An 18,316-nucleotide genomic window follows, 5' to 3' on the forward strand; every position below is an offset into this window, starting at 1 on the left:
GCGTTCGCGAAGCGTTCTCGAAGAGTAGCGGCTTGCCGTTCGCGTAGCGTCTCCTTTTAGGAGAAGGCTAGTTTGAAGTATGAAATATAGTTATTAAATGTTTATCGGACACAGGGAATTGAGAACAGGAAATTTCACCTACTCTGTTCCCGATTATTTCATTCTTCTCCAGACTGTCAGGTATTATTCGTGACTAATCAAGAGCAAAAATCGTCTCGTTCTTTCGCTGGAATTGCTGGCATTGTTGCCGCAGCCACGTTAATTAGTAAAGTATTTGGGTTAATTCGGCAGCAAGCGATCGCTGCCGCTTTTGGTGTTGGTGCAGCTGCGACTGCTTATAGCTATGCCTATATTATTCCTGGCTTTTTATTGATATTACTAGGTGGTGTCAACGGGCCATTACACAGTGCTGTTGTTAGTGTTTTAGCTAAACGCAAGCAACAAGAAGCTGCGCCTATGGTGGAAACAGTGACCACCCTAGTGGGTGGAATACTGTTGATTGTTACCGTTGCCCAGATTTTTTTAGCAGATACCATTGTTGATATTGTCGGTCATGGTTTGAATGCCACTACAAGAGCGATCGCCATTCAACAACTCCAAATCATGGCCCCGATGGCTTTATTTTCGGGCTTGATTGGCATTGGTTTCGGGACTCTCAATACTGCCAACCAATATTGGTTACTTTCTATCAGCCCTTTACTATCAAGTATCACTGTAGTTGCTGGTATTGCGATTTTAGCTTTGCAATTAGGCAAGAACATTATTCTGCCAGAATACGCCTTCATGGGTGGAATGGTGTTAGCCTGGGGAACTTTAGCCGGGGCAATTCTTCAGTGGTTGGTGCAATTGATTGCCCAGTGGCGGTTAGGACTAGGTACGCTGCGTCTGCGGTTTGATTTTAAAGCCCCTGCTGTTCAAGAAGTGATTAAAATTATGACTCCGGCAACAATTTCTTCGGGAATGATGCCAATTAATGTTGCCACTGACCTTTATTTTGCCAGTCCTATTCCTGGTGCGGCGGCTGGTTTTAACTATGCCAATTTGCTAGTTCAAACACCTTTAGGGATTATTTCTAATATTATTTTGTTACCTTTATTACCAATTTTTGCCAAACTAGCGGAACCCGAAAATTGGCCTGATTTGAAATTACGCATTCGCCAAGGTTTATTACTTACAGCCTGCACGATGCTGCCTTTGGGGTCTTTAATGGTGGTATTATCAGTGCCAATTGTGCAGGTAGTATATGAGCGAGGAGCCTTTAAGCAAGATGCTACGCAGTTGGTTTCTTCGCTATTGGTTGCCTATGGCATAGGGATGTTTGCTTATTTGGGGCGAGATGTTTTAGTACGCGTGTTTTACGCCTTAGGAGATGGGCAAACACCGTTTCGGATTAGCATTTTTAACATTTTGCTGAACGTTGTACTTGATTATTTTTTGGTTAAACCTTTTGGTGCGCCAGGTTTGGTATTAGCAACTGTTGGTGTTAATTGCAGCTCAATGTTAATGCTGTTATGGTTACTTGATCGCAAGCTTAACGGTTTACCTTGGCGTGAGTGGAGTTTGCCAATTTTTGGTTTACTTGGTGGCAGTATCGTGGCTGGGGTAGCCAGTTATGGTACTTTGTTTGGCTTGCAGCATTTATTAGGTACAAAAGGCTTAGTAATTCAGTTAGTAGAGTTGTCAATTGCTGGTTTAGTGGGCTTAGTTGTGTTTGCTGCGATCGCTTCACTTATGAAAATACCAGAGGTGAATACTTTTGTTTTGCGCTTGCGTCAGCGTTTCTTAAAAAAATAACTGTGAACTTTGAACAACGCTAACCTTGCTCGAAATTATATGCCTGCTGAATTCTGCTGTATCATTCCTTCATAGTCAGAGGTATACGCACAATGAAAATTGAGCCTACTCCTGGCTGACTTGTGACAAAAATCTCACCGCCCATCATGTGGCAAAAATGGCGGCTAATTGCTAATCCTAGTCCTGTACCGCCATACCTTTTAGTAGTTGAAGTATCCCCTTGGATAAAAGGTTGAAATAACTGTTGCTGTTGATGATATGTCATGCCAATGCCTGTATCAGCAACTGTAAATGAAATCATGCTCAAGGGCGATTCTAAAGGGGAATTTGGTTTTTCACTTTTAACAGTTAGTGTGACTTTACCGTTAGTAGTAAATTTAGCCGCATTACTCAGCAGGTTTAATAATACTTGCCGCATCCTGGTCTGATCAGCATACATTGTTCCCAGTTGCTCGTCGCACTCTACTACTAAAACATTGCCGTTTTTTTCGATAGATGGCTTGATAGTGTGAACAATATTATGAATCAAATTGGCAATTTCAAATGTCTCTGGATAAAGAGTCATTTTCCCCGCTTCAATTTTTGACAAGTCGAGGATGTCATTAATTAATTCTAGTAAGTGTCTACCTGCGGAGTTGATTGTTTCTAAGTCAGTAATAAAATCTCCCGATAAATTTAAATCTGTAGCGTCATCCTGCAACAGTTGGCTGAGTCCAATTACAGCATTTAGAGGTGTACGTAGTTCATGGCTGACATTAGCCAGAAATACGCTCTTGGCTTTGCTGGCGGCCTCGGCTAATTCTTTCGCTTGTTCTAGTTGTTTGGTGCGTTCTGATACTCTTTCAATTAAACGATTTAACGATTTGGCTAACAAGCCAATTTCATCTTCGGTGGTGACTGGGGCGCGCAAATCAAAGTTAGATTTGCGGGCGACTTGTTCTGCGACTTGGGTAACGGTGATTACTGGTTCGGCGATCGCTCGACTAGTGCGCCATGCGATAATGGCAGCGATCGCTACTGATACCAGCATACTCACCATTACAATTAATCTTTCAACCCCTTTAGCTTGCTCTACATCTTGTTGTCTTTCTTGTTCTTGATTTTCGGCAGTTTGCAAGATATTAGCTAACTTCTCTGATAGCAGATCTAACTGTATGGCTGTTTCACCACGCATAATTGTGAGTAATTGCTCTCTAGTTAAGGCAATTTGCGGTGGCTGTAAGGGCTGCTTATCAGTTTTTTGCAATATAGCTTCTATTTGGTCAACGTAAGACTTTAAATTAACTGCATAATCTTGTAATAAAGCCTGTAAATTACCACTTGCTGCTGCTAACCTTTTTGGCTTTGTATCTATAAAAGCATCAATTTTTTTCTCTAAATTTTTAGCTTTATTAACACTACTTAAAAATTCGTTTTTTTTAGTTAACAGCTTTTGTGAATCTTCTAATACTGCAACTAAATTAGAGCTATGTAATTGCGCGCCGACTACTGCATTTTTATAGTCATTCAGTAGTTGTCGTTGTTCTTGAGCTTGATTAAACTGCCTGATTTCTCGCCCTCTGTAGTAGTTGGCGATTACTAAACCAGTAAGTGACCCAAAAAAACCAATGCCAATAGCGACAAAATAGCCATAACCAATTTTCTGATGTATCCGCCAGGAACTGGCCTTTAGTTTCCCACTAGAAGGAAATTCTATAGTTGGTAGTTCGTCGGTTGATGGCTCTTGGTCTGGCACTTTTTTGCTTTCTAAATTGCTGTTAATAAGGTTAGGCTTGTGAGTTTGCATTCCTCAAATCTCCTTGCCCTCCCGCAAAAATCGCCATATCAATTTCATCTTTCAAATTAAATTAATTGGTGATTAGCACCTATACAATTTTTTCGAGAAGTAGGGTAAATATTCTTTAAATAATTGCCATGACTTCATTATATTTGGGTGATTTTGATATGAATGTATACAAAAACACGGGCTAAAGATAAAAACTATTTTTATAATCAATAGTTTTATAGAGTAAAGTATATTCTAGGTTTTTTGCTCATCGTTACTATTTTTGAAACCCAGTTAATTGCAGCTATGTTTTGACTATCAGCTACACTGCTACTTCGCTCTTACTTTAGCTTATTTAAATATGTAGTTGCCTGACATTTTCATTTATATCGCATCTTATCATCAATTACTCTAATTCTCCAACCTGTAGCAGAAGGCAGAAGGTAGAAACCTTGCTGTTTCTGACATTCACGTTGTCAAAATGTCCTAATCGATATAGCAGGCAACAGGCAACAGGCAACAGTTTTGAAAGCCTCTTAGCATCCATGTTTGATGATTAGATCTTGTGCTAACCTTTACTTCTACTGCTATGCTCTTGGCTATATTTTAAGTTTTCAGCATCTCTAGCCACAAAAAGCCCCTGCCTTGTTGCAAAGTCACAATATCAAGGCAGAGGCAAATTTATAAAATTACGAAGACTGTAATTTTTATTGTGCTATGCTACGCGATCGCAGTTGAACGCAACTGGCTAACTGCTTGCTGCAAAAATTCCGCCTTATCGGTTTGCTCCCAAGGCAAGTCTAAATCATTCCGTCCCAAATGACCGTAAGCCGCGATGTCCTGATAAAAACGTCCGCCTCGTTCACTTGGTAACTTGCGTAAGTTGAAAGCATGAATAATGCCTGCTGGACGCAGTTCAAAGTTCTGTTTGACTAATTCCAGCAAAATTTCATCATCTACTTTGCCAGTCCCAAAGGTATCTAAGAAAATACTGACTGGTCTAGCCACACCGATGGCATAACTCAACTGAACTTCGCATTTGTCTGCTAACCCTGCGGCCACAATATTTTTGGCCACATAACGAGCAGCATAAGCAGCAGAACGGTCTACTTTTGTGGGGTCTTTACCAGAAAAAGCACCACCACCATGACGAGAATAACCACCGTAGGTATCAATGATGATTTTCCGTCCTGTCAGCCCAGAATCGCCTTGAGGCCCACCAATGACAAACTTACCTGTAGGGTTAACTAAAAAGCGTGTATCTTGATCAGGCTTAATGTCAATATCGCTAAACACAGGCTCGACCACTGCTGCCCAGAGGTCTTGTTTGATTTTAGCTTGCACTGCTGCCTCATCAGTGATTTCCCCAATAGTAGCTGTATGCTGAGTGGAAATCAAGATAGTATCAATACCAACAGGTCTGCCATCTTCATAGACAACGGTGACTTGTGTTTTCCCGTCAGGACGCAGGTAGGACAATTCACCTGTTTTGCGAACTGCTGCCAAACGACGCGCAATTCGGTGGGCAACACAGATGGGTAAGGGCATGAGTTCTGTCGTTTCGTTGCAAGCAAAACCAAACATGATTCCTTGGTCGCCTGCGCCGATGCTGTCGAATAGTTCATCACTATCCTGTTCACGGGTTTCGTGAGCAACGTTTACGCCTTGAGCAATATCTGGTGATTGTTCATCTAAGGCGACGATAACGCTAGTGCTGTTAGCCGAAAAACCGTTATCTGCATTGATATAGCCAATTTCGGCGATTTTTTTCCGTGCTAGATTGGCATAATTGATGTTTGCCTTGGTAGTAATTTCACCAGTTATTAAGACTAAACCAGTGTTCACTACTACTTCAGCCGCAACACGGCTGGTAGGGTCTTGGGTCAGTAGAGTATCAAGAATTGTATCTGCAATCTGATCGCAGATCTTATCGGGATGACCCTCAGTTACTGACTCGGAGGTAAATAAATAGCGATGAGACAAAGACATTCCTCCAGTGAAAGTATTTTTGTTGACTAAATATTTAAGTTTATATTTAGTTCAACGAATTATTTGTGGAATCATAACAATCTTGACACATTCGGTAGTCAGTGTAGTGCTATCTTTTTAAGACCAAATCAAGTCTGAGGTTTGGTAAAGCAAATATTTACGATTTTCAATAGTATTTTCAATAAAGTAGTTTTATTAATAATCAATAGTGAGTAGGAAATCGGGCATAACAAACTGACTATCTATCAAACATAAAATAAAAAGGGGGTCTCCCCGGAAGCGCCCCCTAAAAACTTTGACACAAACACTGCTGTTTTGTTTTAGACTTGAACCGCTAGTTTTGCTTCCTTTGATGTCAGGCGCTCATAGGTAGCACGCATTTTTAAACCTGTTAGCACTTGGAACAAACCAGTTCCGTTATTGGAACCTGGATACTCACGGTGTTGGAGTAACAAGTGAGTCATTTCACCTTCATACTTGGTAGATGTGTTGCTGAGGTGGTTTTCGATGTAAATGACTTCTTCTAGGTTGTCAAATTGACCATCTACTTCTAAGACAGAAACGTAGCGGCCGTAGTAAACATCGGAGCCATAGTACAGCTGCATACCTGGGTAAGAACAGGTCAGTTTACGTCCACAAGGAGTCCAGTGAATGGTTGACCCTTCATCAAACAGGTAAACAGGTGTAAATCCTTCTTTACCTTCTCTTTGCAACATCCGTACCCGCAGAACTTTGCGGTCTGTGTCGTTCTTGATTAAGTTTGTAGGCAATACTTGGAGAACTACATCAGCGAATTCTCTTTGGGGTTCAATATACTTCGTAAAGTCAGGTTTACGAGAGTTAATAGCTGCTAAGACATCTTCGTAGCGATGACCCCTTTCTGCCATGTCGCGTTGAATTTTCCAGGCAATTTTAACTTCATCGCTGATGTCAAAATAAACGCTGAAATCGAGCAGCGATCGCACCCGCTCATCATATAAAGGATGTAAACCTTCAACCACTATAATATGATTTGGTTCTATTCTTTCTGGCGGATCAATCATGCCGGTTTCGTGGTTATAAATCGGCTTATCAATGGCTTGACCTTCTTTGAGAGCCTTAATTTGCTCGTACATCAAGTCAAAATTGTTTGCCCTGGGGTCAAGTGCAGTTATCCCAGTTTCTTTGCGTTGTTTGCGATCTAAGCAATGATAGTCATCTAAGCAGATAACTGTCATGAACTCTTCACCAAATAAGTCGATCAAACGACGCAAAAAAGTAGATTTGCCGCACCCGGAGTCTCCGGCTACTCCAATTAGTACCACGCGTTCCGGCTTACTTGTCATAAATCTCCTCTAAATACTAAATGTGTCAATCAATAATTTTTCACACAGCAGATTTTGAAGCCAGGAGTTTACCCCATCGGTTTTTCCTGTGTTCTTGCTACTCAGCCACATAATGACTATCAGACGGGCGAACAACCAAGTTAACGGCTGTTACTCGTCTGAGATTGCTTTATTTTGCAGCTGGTAAGTATTTAATCCTAGTGGTATATTTGATTTTAACAGAAGGGGTTATCCTATACAAGGTTTAATGTCAGGAAGAATATCGTGCTTACACGCTTGTATTGATGATTTAGTGGTCACTTTTCCAAGCACGCACAACTATTGTCTTAATCATATATTACTAGTGGAAGTTCTATTATCTAAAGTTTATCAGGTGTAGTCTCTTTGAGATAGCGCACTTTTAAGAGATGGTGCCTCTTTATTACTATTGGTCGATTACCCTAAACATTCAAAGTTAAAATCTACCAAAAGAATGAACATAAAGTTAACTTCATAACTCAGATTGTCTGAAAATTCTAAAAGTATAAATATGTACCTTATAGCAAGCTATTAGTAGAGGTTGACAGATGTTTCACATCCAGTGAAACTGGTTTTAAGTATTTAGATTACATCCTTTAAATATGCATTCGTGCTAGCCAAAAAATTAACTATGACTAAATAATCAATAAAAAACAGCCAAGCATATTATTGGCAAACACGTACACTAAAATTGAAGATGTTTGATTGGTTCTGCCACCTTACTCCCTTCAAGGCGAAAAACCCGCCCAAAGAAGTGGCTCAATAAGAGACGGTGCATAACCCAAAAATCTAAAATCTAAAATTCGTAGTCAACACTAAAAAAGCTATAGCAGCCTGTGTATGAGATTCAACAAATCTATTGCCTCAACCCTATTACCTGCCCTCACCGTTAGGTGGTAAATCAAATTGGGATGGCTATATGCCTGTTGCTATTAGGATAGTTGCTGTTTATGGCGATAAGTAGTTGCATATCTCCTTGATGGGAATGCCAATTCCCGAAGAAAAGATTAAAGTGATACATTTTTAACATTCCCCAAGAGACTTATCCTCTACTTTAAAAGGTGAACAGGTGTAATTATTACAGTGCCTACTTGTCTTAAGGTGAGTGTACTTAGCAAGGCATTCTTTTTGTGATGCCGCTTTCCTAAAGCACTAGTTTTGGTTGCCAAAAATCCGATAAACTAAAAGCTGGCTAGTGATGGGAATAGCTTTTTTTGAAAAACGGTTAAGTAAATATCGGAGTGATAGAACGAATGTACAATCAAGGTGCTGTTGAGGGTGCTGCCAACACAGAATCAGGTAGCCGCATCTTCGTTTACGAAGTGGTGGGTCTGCGTCAGAACGAAGAAACTGATCAAACGAACTACCCAATTCGTAAAAGTGGCAGTGTGTTCATCAGAGTGCCTTACAACCGCATGAATCAAGAAATGCGACGTATCACTCGCCTAGGCGGCAAAATTATTAGCATTCAACCAGCCAGCGTTCTAGAACAACTAAATGGTCATGCCGCAGTTGTGGATGCTGCATCTGGAGAGACTGCTAGTGGTGGGGGGAATGGTCAAGCCACACCTGTGAAGGCGACAAGTGAAGTTAAAGGCTTCGCTAAACCACAAGCTGAAGAACAGCCAAAAAATAAAGATACCAAAGGCAACACCATGACTCAAGCGAAAGCCAAAAAAGCCCACGCTGATGTTCCAGTAAACACTTATCGTCCCAATGCTCCATTTATCGGTAAGTGTATATCTAATGACCCATTAGTTGGCGAAAGTGGGATTGGTATTGTTCAGCACATTAAATTTGACCTGTCTGGCAGTGATTTGAAGTACATAGAAGGTCAAAGTATTGGGATTATTCCCCCTGGCTTGGACAAAAACGGTAAACCAGAAAAACTGAGACTGTACTCTATCGCGTCAACCCGTCATGGTGATGATGTAGACGATAAGACAGTTTCATTGTGTGTTCGTCAGTTAGAGTACAAGCACCCAGAAACTAGTGAAACAGTTTACGGTGTTTGTTCTACACACCTGTGTTTCCTCAAACCAGGAGATGAAGTAAAAATCACAGGCCCCGTGGGTAAAGAAATGCTGTTACCCGACGATCCTGAAGCCAATGTCATTATGATGGCAACTGGTACAGGTATCGCACCCATGCGCGCTTACTTGTGGCGGATGTTTAAGGATGCAGAAAGAGCCGCTAACCCAAATTATCAATTTAAGGGATTCTCTTGGCTGATATTTGGTGTTCCCACAACTCCCAATATTCTATATAAAGAAGAATTGGAAGAAATGCAGCAGAAGTATCCTGATAACTTCCGCTTGACTTATGCCATCAGCCGTGAACAAAAAAATGCTCAAGGCGGCAGAATGTACATTCAAGACCGCGTAGCAGAACACGCTGATGAATTGTGGCAGTTGATTAAAAACGAAAAAACCCATACATACATCTGCGGTTTACGCGGAATGGAAGATGGTATTGATGCGGCTTTAACTGCTGCTGCTGCTAAGGAAGACGTAACTTGGAGTGATTATCAGAAGGAAATCAAGAAAGCTGGCCGCTGGCACGTAGAAACTTACTAATTTTGTTATTGGTCATTGGTCGTTAGATTAAGACAACTGACAAAAGACAACTAAAACAAGATAATCTGTAGGGTGGGTTGTTTACCCACCCTACAATTGTTTTGTATATATATTTGCTAAAGAAAGAGTTTTGGTGGTTAAAATAATAACTGCTCTGAACTCATAACTAGTATTGGGTGAAAAGTTTGTGGGTGTAAAGCTGGGAATCTTGGGATTAGGTACAGTAGGAACAGGTACGGTGCAACTACTACAAGATGCTGTTGGCCGTCATCCACTGTTGGAGGAAATAGAAATTTATCGGGTGGGGGTACGATCGCTTGACAAACCCCGTGCGGTAAAATTGCCACAGTCAGTGGTAACTACAGATTTAGAAGCAATTGTCAATGACCCGGCGGTAGATATAGTAGTCGAGGTCATGGGTGGACTGGAACCAGCGCGATCGCTAATTCTCCAAGCGATCAAAAATGGGAAACACGTAGTTACTGCCAATAAAGCTGCGATCGCTCGTTTTGGGGCTGAAATTTTCAACGCTGCCAATGAAGCTGGGGTTTATGTCATGTTAGAAGCAGCTGTTGGCGGTGGGATTCCCGTCATTCAACCCCTAAAGCAAGCTTTAAGTGTCAACCGGATTCATACTGTTACTGGCATAGTTAACGGTACAACTAACTACATCCTCACCCGGATGCAAACGGAAGGCAGCGACTTTGGTGATGTTTTGGCTGATGCTCAACGCTTAGGCTATGCTGAAGCTGACCCAACAGCTGATGTTGAGGGCTTAGATGCAGCCGATAAAATTGCGATTTTGGCATCCTTGGGTTTTGGCGGACGCATCCGCTTAAACGACGTGTATTGTGAAGGCATTCGGCAAGTTAGTAAGACAGATATTGCCTATGCCGAAAAATTAGGATTTGTGATTAAATTATTAGCGATCGCCAAATCCCAAAACATGGCTAACTCGCAGCTATCTGTCAGAGTTCATCCTACCTTTGTACCTAAAGCGCACCCATTAGCTAGTATTAACGGTGTTTACAACGCCATCCTCGTCGAAGGAGAACCCATCGGCCAAGTGATGTTTTTTGGGCCGGGTGCAGGTGCAGGCGCAACAGCCAGTGCCGTCACATCAGATATTTTAAGCCTAGCAGCTGCTCTCAAAAGTAATACAACTGCTCCCAATCCGCTACTGACTTGTAGACATGAGGATTACTGCCAAGTTGCACCCATTTCTGAACTAATAACCCGATTTTACACCCGCTTCCTCACCAAAGATCATCCTGGTGTGATCGGTAAATTAGGTACTTGTTTTGGCAATCATGGTGTGAGTTTAGAGTCAGTTGTGCAAACTGGCTTTCAGGGAGCGTTAGCCGAAATTGTCGTTGTTACTCACGATGTTAAAGAAGGTGACTTCCGCCAAGCTTTAGATGAAATTCGGAATCTGGAAGCGATTGATAGCATTCCCAGCATTTTACGAGTGCTTTAAGAAGTGTGAAGTATGAAATAAACGTGTTGAGAGGAAGTCTAAAAACTAAGATGTTAAACCCGCCTACGCGGGTTTTGTCTGTATAGCCGCGACTTCAGTCGCCAAAGCTAGGAAAGATTATTTATGCTTTACACTTCATTTTGTAGGTTAATTTTTTACAGGGAATTTTACCGTTTCCAGGGTATACACGATGACAAATCTACCTCCGTCCGATCCAAAGTCATCTGAAAAAACAGCCCTTGGCTTTGATGAATTTATTGCCATTTTGGTTGCCTTTGCCACTATTGGGGGAATTCTGTTGTGGTCATTTTCTCGGCGTGATGCTGGCTGGAACTTGAATGCATTGTTGTCGCCTCCACCGAGTTCAACTCCGACAACTCAACCCAAGCCCGCAGCAACTTCTCCAGCTACGCAAATGCAACCAAACGCAAATTCCCAACCTGAGGCTGTGCCATCGCCTCCAAATGAGTTTGTTCCTGAACCAAGCCCCACTCTACCCCTAATACTTCCACCTATTCCAGTCGCTCCGATTAATTCATCACCAAAGTTGGCTCCTTTCTCTACATCAACTAAATCATCACCTTTGCCTTTAGTTACCCCTGCTGAACAGAAGTCAGTTATTCCGCCACCGATAGCATTTAATGATGTACCTACTAATTTTTGGGCCAGTCGGTTTATTAATACTCTTTCGGCTCGTGGTATTATCAAAGGTTTTCCAGATTATACATTTAGACCAAATCAGCCTGTCACCCGCGCTGAATTTGCTGCTATCCTCCAGCAAGCTTTTGACACAGAACTGAGTAAAAACTCAGTTCCGTTTAAAGATGTAGCAGATCAATATTGGGCAACACCAGCAATTGACCACGCTGTTGGTACAGGATTTTTAAAAGGGTTCCCCAACAAAACCTTTCAGCCAAAACAAAAGATTTCGCGTGTACAAGTTTTGGTTGCACTTGTCAGTGGGTTGAATCTCAAACAACCAGCGAAACCGTCACAGGTGTTAAGTATTTATCAGGATAGAAACAATATTCCTAAATATGCTGTTGGCAAGGTAGCGGCTGCAACAGCTAATGGTCTGGTGATTACCAATTCTAATCAAAAAGTTTTGGCTCCTAATCAAGCAGCTACCCGTGCTGAGGTTGCTGCTATGGTGCATCAAGCTTTGGTTAAGCTGGGAAGAGTAGATAATCTCTCTTCTGAGAATATTGTGCGTTGGCAAAGCCCGCCGCAGGCATCGCCTGTGCAGAATTCCTTGCCTAAAGGTAGAGTCACTCCCTGAAAAATTGCCGTCTCGATAAGGGACTTCCAACTCAAAAAATATCCAATCATGAAGGGTAGCAGAGGGGGAAAAAGATTCTTCGCAATATCTTTGATGGTTGATAGTTGAATAATTTAATTTCTGGAAGTCCCTAAGTATAGGAACCGAAGTATAGCTTAGGACATCAACAGATGATAAAACTTAGACAGCAAATCGCTTTTAACCCTGTCACCTATCACCTGTTACCTGTCCCCTGCTAGATCACCAACATTTAATCTTCAAAAAATTTGAGCGGCGCAAATTGCCGCTCAAATTTCTGTGTTTTAAATTGCAGTGAGGAGTTATAGCAGTTGAAGCATAGTTTGGGAAATAAGCTAACCGTAAAACTCAGACATCAAGAGACTTTCGAGCCTGTTGCCTGTTGCCTATTGCCTGCTATATTAAGCTTCAGGAGCGTTTCTGCCAACAACTTGTGATTTAAGAGTTGTAATTTCATTAGTTAGCTCTTTTCTGGTTGAAGCTTTGAGTAAATAGCGATAAACAAACCAAGCAGAGTAACCAATACCAATCAACTCAAAGGTAGGTGCTACTAAAGGAATGTCATTCAAAGAATCTAATATTGCCAAAAGTACCTTAACCGCGACAATTGCTGTCACAATTAAGCCAACGCTAACCAGAGGTTGCTTGTATTTATTGAAAAAGCTACCCAGGTATTCAGGCAGTGTTGCTAAAAAGCCAGAAATTTGTTCGCCATATTTTATCCATTCCTCTTGAGGTTGTGCAGGAGGCTGGAGTTTGGTAATGGTTCCTGTTTGGCTGTTGATATCTGGCACTGTTGCTTCTGTGGATTTTGTTTCTGCGAATTCCGGTTCTTGCATTTTAACTTCCATAAATTTGACAGTTGGGTTTTTTAATCCGGACAATTACAACCAAAAGGCTGCGATTAAGCAAGACACAAGTGTATCAGACTTGGCTTGGGGTTCCCTATAACCATAAAGGCCTCTAACCTCTACTGCATCAACTACAAGGTAGACAGTCAGTAGGAGGACAGAAGCTAAACAGCGATAGAATGTGTTACCCCATCTGTCTGAGTTTTGTGTTTGTCAATCAACTGGAACCCTCAGGATGAGATTATCCCATACCGTATCATTTGCTGATATATAGTACTCATTCAAGTACAAATCATGCAAAAAACAGACCACTTCTCCTTTATACAAGGATAATCGCCGATTTTACCTGAATATTAAAGCTATCTTCAGCCGGATTCGTCAATAAATCTGTTGGTCATTTATATGAATACTTAATAAAACATTTTATATATTCATTTAACCTAGATTTTATAAATATTTTGTGGTATGAGTTTACCAGTGGGCTAAGAGGTAGCGTTAAGCCATCTGAGTAAAACAGCGTAAATATTTGTAGTTGAAATAAGGCAACCCTGATTAACCAAGTTTCACCACCAAAAATGAAAGCGGTTTTTTCTTTGCAACTCTCTTTCAAGTCAGGAAGGAATCAGGAATTGAAAATATTTTCCAATTCCTCACCCCTATTAATCAAGGTTGAGTATCCTTTAACCCGTTCTATTCTTGCGTCGGGAAACTAGTTTATGTAGTTTAGCCTAGTCCCAATCTGGCATTTGTGCGCCGTCTTCACCACCAACACCGATGCCTGTGTTAAAAATGTCTGCATCAGTAATATTCATATTTTCCATTGAAGCGCCATATACATTGGAGTCGTGAATTTGAGCGCGGGTAAAATTGACTCCGTTAAGATTGGCTTTTTTGAAATTAACGTTAGTCGCAAAAGCTGAAGATAAGTTAGCTCCTTTTAGATTGGCATTGGTGAGATCTGCACCCTCAAGGTTTGCACCCGAAAGATTTGCTTTAGTAAGATTTGCACCGCGTAAATCAGCACCAATTAAATGAGCGTTCCTGAGGTCAACTCCTGATAGATTGCACCGTTGACATTCCCCAGTAGATAAAAGTCTTTGTAAATCTTGTGAATTCCCTGCGTTAACAGAGCTTACAAAAAATAGGGGAGTTGCTAAGGCAAGAGCCGCAAACAGCTTGAGTTTCATAATCTTTCCCCCTTTGAAATTAGGTTGCGTCCGTTCTTTTCCTCACGATTCTATTATCTCACTAATTTTTTTCACAAGGTTGATTTAATTAACAAAATAAGGGAGATGTGCAATTTATTTACTGGTGACGCAACAATAATAATCACAAGGGTTTCAGGCTATTACTTGCAGATTAATTATGCATAAATTACCTAATTAGAGCCTTGTTAAATATTTTTACGAAATTCGATTATTTATGTTGCTTTGTCATAAGTTGTTAAGGGTAATTCTTCTAGGAGTAAAAGTCACTCAGTAAATACCGTTTAAGTATATTAATTCGCTAAAAAATTCCTCATGTACTGATTAACTAATTGAGGCTGTTCTTGCTGCACCCAATGTCCGCAATCGGGAATATACTGAATTTGAAAGTTGCTAACGTAGGCATCAGTTCCATAAGTAAGTTCTTTACCAAGAGCAGTATCCTTTTCTCCCCAAATCATCAGTGTTGGCACAGACAAAATTTCCCATTTTTTGTTGGGTAAAAATTGCGGTAAATTATTGCGGTAATAATTCAACATAGCTGTTAAAGCACCGGGTTTAGCCGCAGCCTTTTTATAAGTTTCTAGGTCAGATGAAGTGAAGGCATTTTTATTAGCGGCTGTACCTTGAATAGTCTGGGTAATTGTTTGATAATCGAAAGATTGTAGCATCATTTCCGGAATTGCAGGCAGTTGAAAAAAGAATATATATGAACTACGTAGCAACTGCTGAGGAGTTAAGAATGCTTGGGAAAACTTAGCAGGATGCGGCAGGTTAAGTATGATTAATTTCTCGATCATTTCTGGGTGGGCATAGGCAAAAAACCAGGCGATCGCACCGCCCCAATCATGCCCAACTAACACACATTTTTCTTGTCCTAAACCTTTAATTACTCCTTCAATATCTTTGACAAATTCATCCATTACATAAGCTGATTGTGCTGTTGGTTTATCGCTATCGTTATAGCCGCGCAAATCTAACGCCACAACTTGGAAATCTTGAGCGAATTCTGGTATTTGATGCCGCCAAGAATACCAAAATTCCGGAAACCCATGTAACATCAGCATTAAAGGGCCTGTACCTTGGGTGACATAGTGGAGTTTCACACCATTGGTAGTTATGCATTTGTGTTGCCAAGTCTCTGTTGCTGCTGACATAGGTTGTATTTGTTCTAGGGATAACGTAAGTTGTGTTGAATTATGTACCGTCTTCCTAGACCAAACATCTGTTAAAAGGCAGTGTTTGAGGTGGTGGCAATGTCAGAGAATTTTTATATGGGGAGTGGGGAATCGGGAGACAAAAGCGAATGGAATTCACGGCTACATAAACAAAGCCCACCTCCGTGGGCTAACACTACTTCCCACTTCCCCCTCATGAAAACAACAGAAATTCGTGGTGTCTGGCTGACAACTACTGACAGTAAGGTTTTCCGGTCACAGCAACGCATTGCACAAGCAATGGACTTGTTAGCCGAGACTGGATTTAACGTGGTGTTTCCCGTGGTTTGGAATAAGGCTGTGACTATGTACCCCAGTCAAACTATGCGACAAACTTTTGGGGTAGAGATTGAACCGATGTCTCTTGGTCGTGACCCTTTAGCAGAGGTAATAACCCAGGCGCGACGAGTGGGGTTAAAAGTTATCCCTTGGTTTGAATATGGCTTTGCGAGTTCCTACAAATCGAATGGTGGGATGCTGTTACAGCAAAAACCAGACTGGGCGGCGCGAGACTGTAATGGGAACCTGTTGCAGAAAAATGGTTTTGAGTGGATGAATGCTTTCCATCCCCAAGTGCAAGAGTTGATGTTGAACTTGGTTTTGGAGGTTGTCAGAAATTATGATGTCGATGGTATTCAAGGCGACGATCGCTTTCCGGCTTTACCATGCGAAGGTGGTTATGATCCCCTGACTATTGCCCGTTATCAACAGCAATTTGGTTGTAGTCCACCCAACAACGCCAAAGATAAACAGTGGTTACAGTGGCGTGCTGATATTTTGACAGATTTTTTGGCGTGTCTGTACGGCGAAGTGAAAAGGATTAACCCTAATTTGCTGGTGTCGATGTCTCCAAATATTTATGATTGGGGATTTCGAGAATATCTGCAAGACTATCCCACATGGCTGAGGTTGGGAATTGTCGATATGATTCACCCCCAAATTTATCGCCGTGATTTTAATACTTATAAAGCGATCGCTAATCAACTGGTCAGTCAGTTTACAGATGAGACTCTTTCTAAGGTAGCACCAGGAATTCTCATGAAGCTTGGTGATTACCGCATTAGTCCAGAATATCTGATGCAGGCGATCGCCTACAACCGCCGCCTCGGAATTTCTGGCGAAGTCTTCTTTTTTTACGAAGGTTTGCGAGAGAATAACAATGCTCTTGCTAATGTCTTGCGAAATGGCCCCTATGCTAAACCTGCTGTATTCCCGACTTTGGCAGATTTACAGCAACATAGCAATAGTGATGCTTTATCGTTATGGCAGAAAATCAAAAAATTCTTGAAAAATCTTATTTAAATAAGCGTATGGCAGATAAATTGCAGATAGAACAAGTAATTCAAACTCTCAAAGATGATTTACCAACTTTATTTGAAAAAGATATCTCTTACGATATTTATACACAAGATATCTATTTTCAAGACCCAGTAAATAAATTTAAGTATAAATTCAATTACCGCATTATATTTTGGACATTGCGATTTCACGCCCAACTATTTTTTACTCAAATTGCCTTTGATGTACATGAAGTTTATCAGGCGGCGGAAGATACGATTATAGCTAAGTGGACAGTACGAGGTGTGTTACGTGTACCTTGGCAGGCAAAGATATTTTTTAATGGCTATTCAACTTATAAACTTAACTCAAATAATTTGATATATGAGCATATTGATACTTGGGATAGAAAGCCAGGAGAGATTTTAAGGCAGTTTGGTCAGAGAGGTGATAGGTGATGGGTGATAGGTTACAGGGTTATTTATTATTTGTTGATGTTCTCAACTATGCTTAGATTGCTAAATATTCAATATTTATGAAGGCTTAAAAAAGCATGGAAAGAAAAATATTATCTGGGCTAAATACAGTTACATTTCAACATCCTTTTGACCAGAAAGCTTTGACAGCTTTAAATAAAACACCTGGGTTACCTTTATTGTTGAAAAAGGTAAATGAGTATGGAATTGACCGCTTGCTGAGAATGCAAATTCTTGGTGGGGAATTTCGCGTCACATCTCGCAATTTTCCTCCATTGCATGATGCATTTGCAGAAAGCTGTGAAATTCTTGACTTGAGTCCAAAGCCGGAACTCTATCTATTTCGTGGTACGGGACACATTCATACTAATGTAGTTGGTGTAGAAAACCCAATGGTAAGCGTGAATTTAGAAGCGATGGAATGGTATTCCTATGAAGAGTTGCTATTTGCTTTTGGGTATGAAATTGCACGAGTTAAGGGTAAATATATCGCTTATCAGCAAATGGCAAATGTTATGCCAATGTTAAAAAATATCGTTAATAGTACAACTTTTGGCTTGGGAGGTTTAGCTGCTGGCGGGATAGAAATAGGGCTTTATAACTGGATTATTATGTCAAAATTTACTTGCGATCGCGCGGGTTTATTAGCGTGTCAAGATATTAATGTTGCTATCACTGCACTCATGAAATTAGGTGGTTTACCTAGTGAATATATAAATCCAGATACTATCGCTGATTTTACAGCCCAAGCGCGGGAATTTTCTAGCATTAGTCTAGATAACGTAGATCAAGTAACTAAGATATTCAGCTTTATGGAGTATCAACTTCCTTGGTCTGTGATGCGCGCTTCTGAATTATTGAAGTGGGTTGATTCGGGAGAATATGATAAGTTACTGCAAGCAGAAAATTTAGAGAAATTAGAAGTTTCAGCAGACAATACAGAAGATTCAGAAGATTGGCAATTTATGTCTTCTTGGTAAGCTTATAAAACGAACCGCAAAGTACGCAAAGTACGCTAAGGGAGAAAGTATAGAGAGTGTTTGTTTGC

Annotated in this window: 13 protein-coding genes; 7 read left to right on the forward strand and 6 right to left on the reverse strand. The window is 40.8% G+C overall.

Annotated elements, in window-relative coordinates:
* Positions 1-189: 189 nt before the first annotated feature.
* Positions 190-1,794 (forward strand): murein biosynthesis integral membrane protein MurJ, encoded by a 1,605-nt coding sequence (murJ, locus tag H6G76_RS07675; protein ID WP_190697904.1) that lies wholly within the window; start codon positions 190-192, stop codon positions 1,792-1,794.
* Positions 1,795-1,855: 61 nt separating this feature from the next.
* Here the strand turns inward: murJ and H6G76_RS07680 are convergent, their stop codons facing one another.
* From H6G76_RS07680 to H6G76_RS07690, 3 genes are all read right to left on the reverse strand, one after another.
* Positions 1,856-3,580 carry an ATP-binding protein gene (locus H6G76_RS07680; RefSeq protein ID WP_190697907.1) on the reverse strand — a complete coding sequence of 575 codons (1,725 nt, stop codon included), beginning with the start codon at positions 3,578-3,580 and terminating at the stop codon, positions 1,856-1,858.
* 699 nt (positions 3,581-4,279) lie between these two features.
* A complete protein-coding gene (metK, locus tag H6G76_RS07685) occupies positions 4,280-5,542 on the reverse strand; it encodes a methionine adenosyltransferase (protein WP_190697917.1) in 1,263 nt (420 codons plus the stop codon).
* 326 nt (positions 5,543-5,868) lie between these two features.
* The gene (locus H6G76_RS07690) at positions 5,869-6,873 is read right to left on the reverse strand and encodes a phosphoribulokinase (protein WP_190697921.1); all 1,005 of its coding nucleotides are present in this window, start codon (positions 6,871-6,873) and stop codon (positions 5,869-5,871) included.
* 1,271 nt (positions 6,874-8,144) lie between these two features.
* On the opposite strand from H6G76_RS07690, the gene petH reads away from it, so the two are divergent.
* The 3 genes from petH to H6G76_RS07705 all read left to right on the forward strand — a co-directional run bounded on the left by petH (position 8,145) and on the right by H6G76_RS07705 (position 12,223).
* The gene (gene petH / locus H6G76_RS07695; RefSeq protein ID WP_190697924.1) at positions 8,145-9,467 is read left to right on the forward strand and encodes a ferredoxin--NADP reductase; all 1,323 of its coding nucleotides are present in this window, start codon (positions 8,145-8,147) and stop codon (positions 9,465-9,467) included.
* 187 nt (positions 9,468-9,654) lie between these two features.
* A complete protein-coding gene (locus tag H6G76_RS07700) occupies positions 9,655-10,944 on the forward strand; it encodes a homoserine dehydrogenase (protein ID WP_190697927.1) in 1,290 nt (429 codons plus the stop codon).
* A gap of 190 nt (positions 10,945-11,134) precedes the next feature.
* On the forward strand, positions 11,135-12,223 hold the full coding sequence (locus tag H6G76_RS07705; RefSeq protein ID WP_190697930.1) for an S-layer homology domain-containing protein: 1,089 nt from the start codon (positions 11,135-11,137) through the stop codon (positions 12,221-12,223).
* 419 nt (positions 12,224-12,642) lie between these two features.
* On the opposite strand, the gene H6G76_RS07710 is transcribed toward H6G76_RS07705, so the two are convergent.
* The 3 genes from H6G76_RS07710 to H6G76_RS07720 all read right to left on the reverse strand — a co-directional run bounded on the left by H6G76_RS07710 (position 12,643) and on the right by H6G76_RS07720 (position 15,454).
* Positions 12,643-13,080: a CAAD domain-containing protein gene (locus H6G76_RS07710; protein WP_190698328.1), complete on the reverse strand. Its 438-nt coding sequence runs from the start codon at positions 13,078-13,080 to the stop codon at positions 12,643-12,645.
* Between the two features lie 740 nt (positions 13,081-13,820).
* Entirely contained in the window at positions 13,821-14,279 is a 459-nt protein-coding gene (locus tag H6G76_RS07715) for a pentapeptide repeat-containing protein (protein ID WP_190697935.1), read from the reverse strand.
* A 311-nt stretch (positions 14,280-14,590) separates the two neighbouring features.
* Positions 14,591-15,454, reverse strand: a complete 864-nt coding sequence (locus tag H6G76_RS07720; protein ID WP_190697939.1) for an alpha/beta fold hydrolase — start codon at positions 15,452-15,454, stop codon at positions 14,591-14,593.
* A 216-nt stretch (positions 15,455-15,670) separates the two neighbouring features.
* Between H6G76_RS07720 and H6G76_RS07725 the strand changes: the two genes are divergently transcribed.
* From H6G76_RS07725 to H6G76_RS07735, 3 genes are all read left to right on the forward strand, one after another.
* On the forward strand, positions 15,671-16,816 hold the full coding sequence (locus tag H6G76_RS07725) for a glycoside hydrolase family 10 protein (protein ID WP_190698332.1): 1,146 nt from the start codon (positions 15,671-15,673) through the stop codon (positions 16,814-16,816).
* 8 nt (positions 16,817-16,824) lie between these two features.
* On the forward strand, positions 16,825-17,250 hold the full coding sequence (locus H6G76_RS07730; protein ID WP_190697941.1) for a DUF2358 domain-containing protein: 426 nt from the start codon (positions 16,825-16,827) through the stop codon (positions 17,248-17,250).
* A gap of 95 nt (positions 17,251-17,345) precedes the next feature.
* A complete protein-coding gene (locus H6G76_RS07735) occupies positions 17,346-18,248 on the forward strand; it encodes a M48 family metallopeptidase (protein ID WP_190697944.1) in 903 nt (300 codons plus the stop codon).
* The last annotated feature ends 68 nt before the right edge of the window (positions 18,249-18,316 follow it).

It is taken from the genome of Nostoc sp. FACHB-152 (genome assembly GCF_014697475.1).
GTDB lineage: Bacteria > Cyanobacteriota > Cyanobacteriia > Cyanobacteriales > Nostocaceae > Nostoc_B.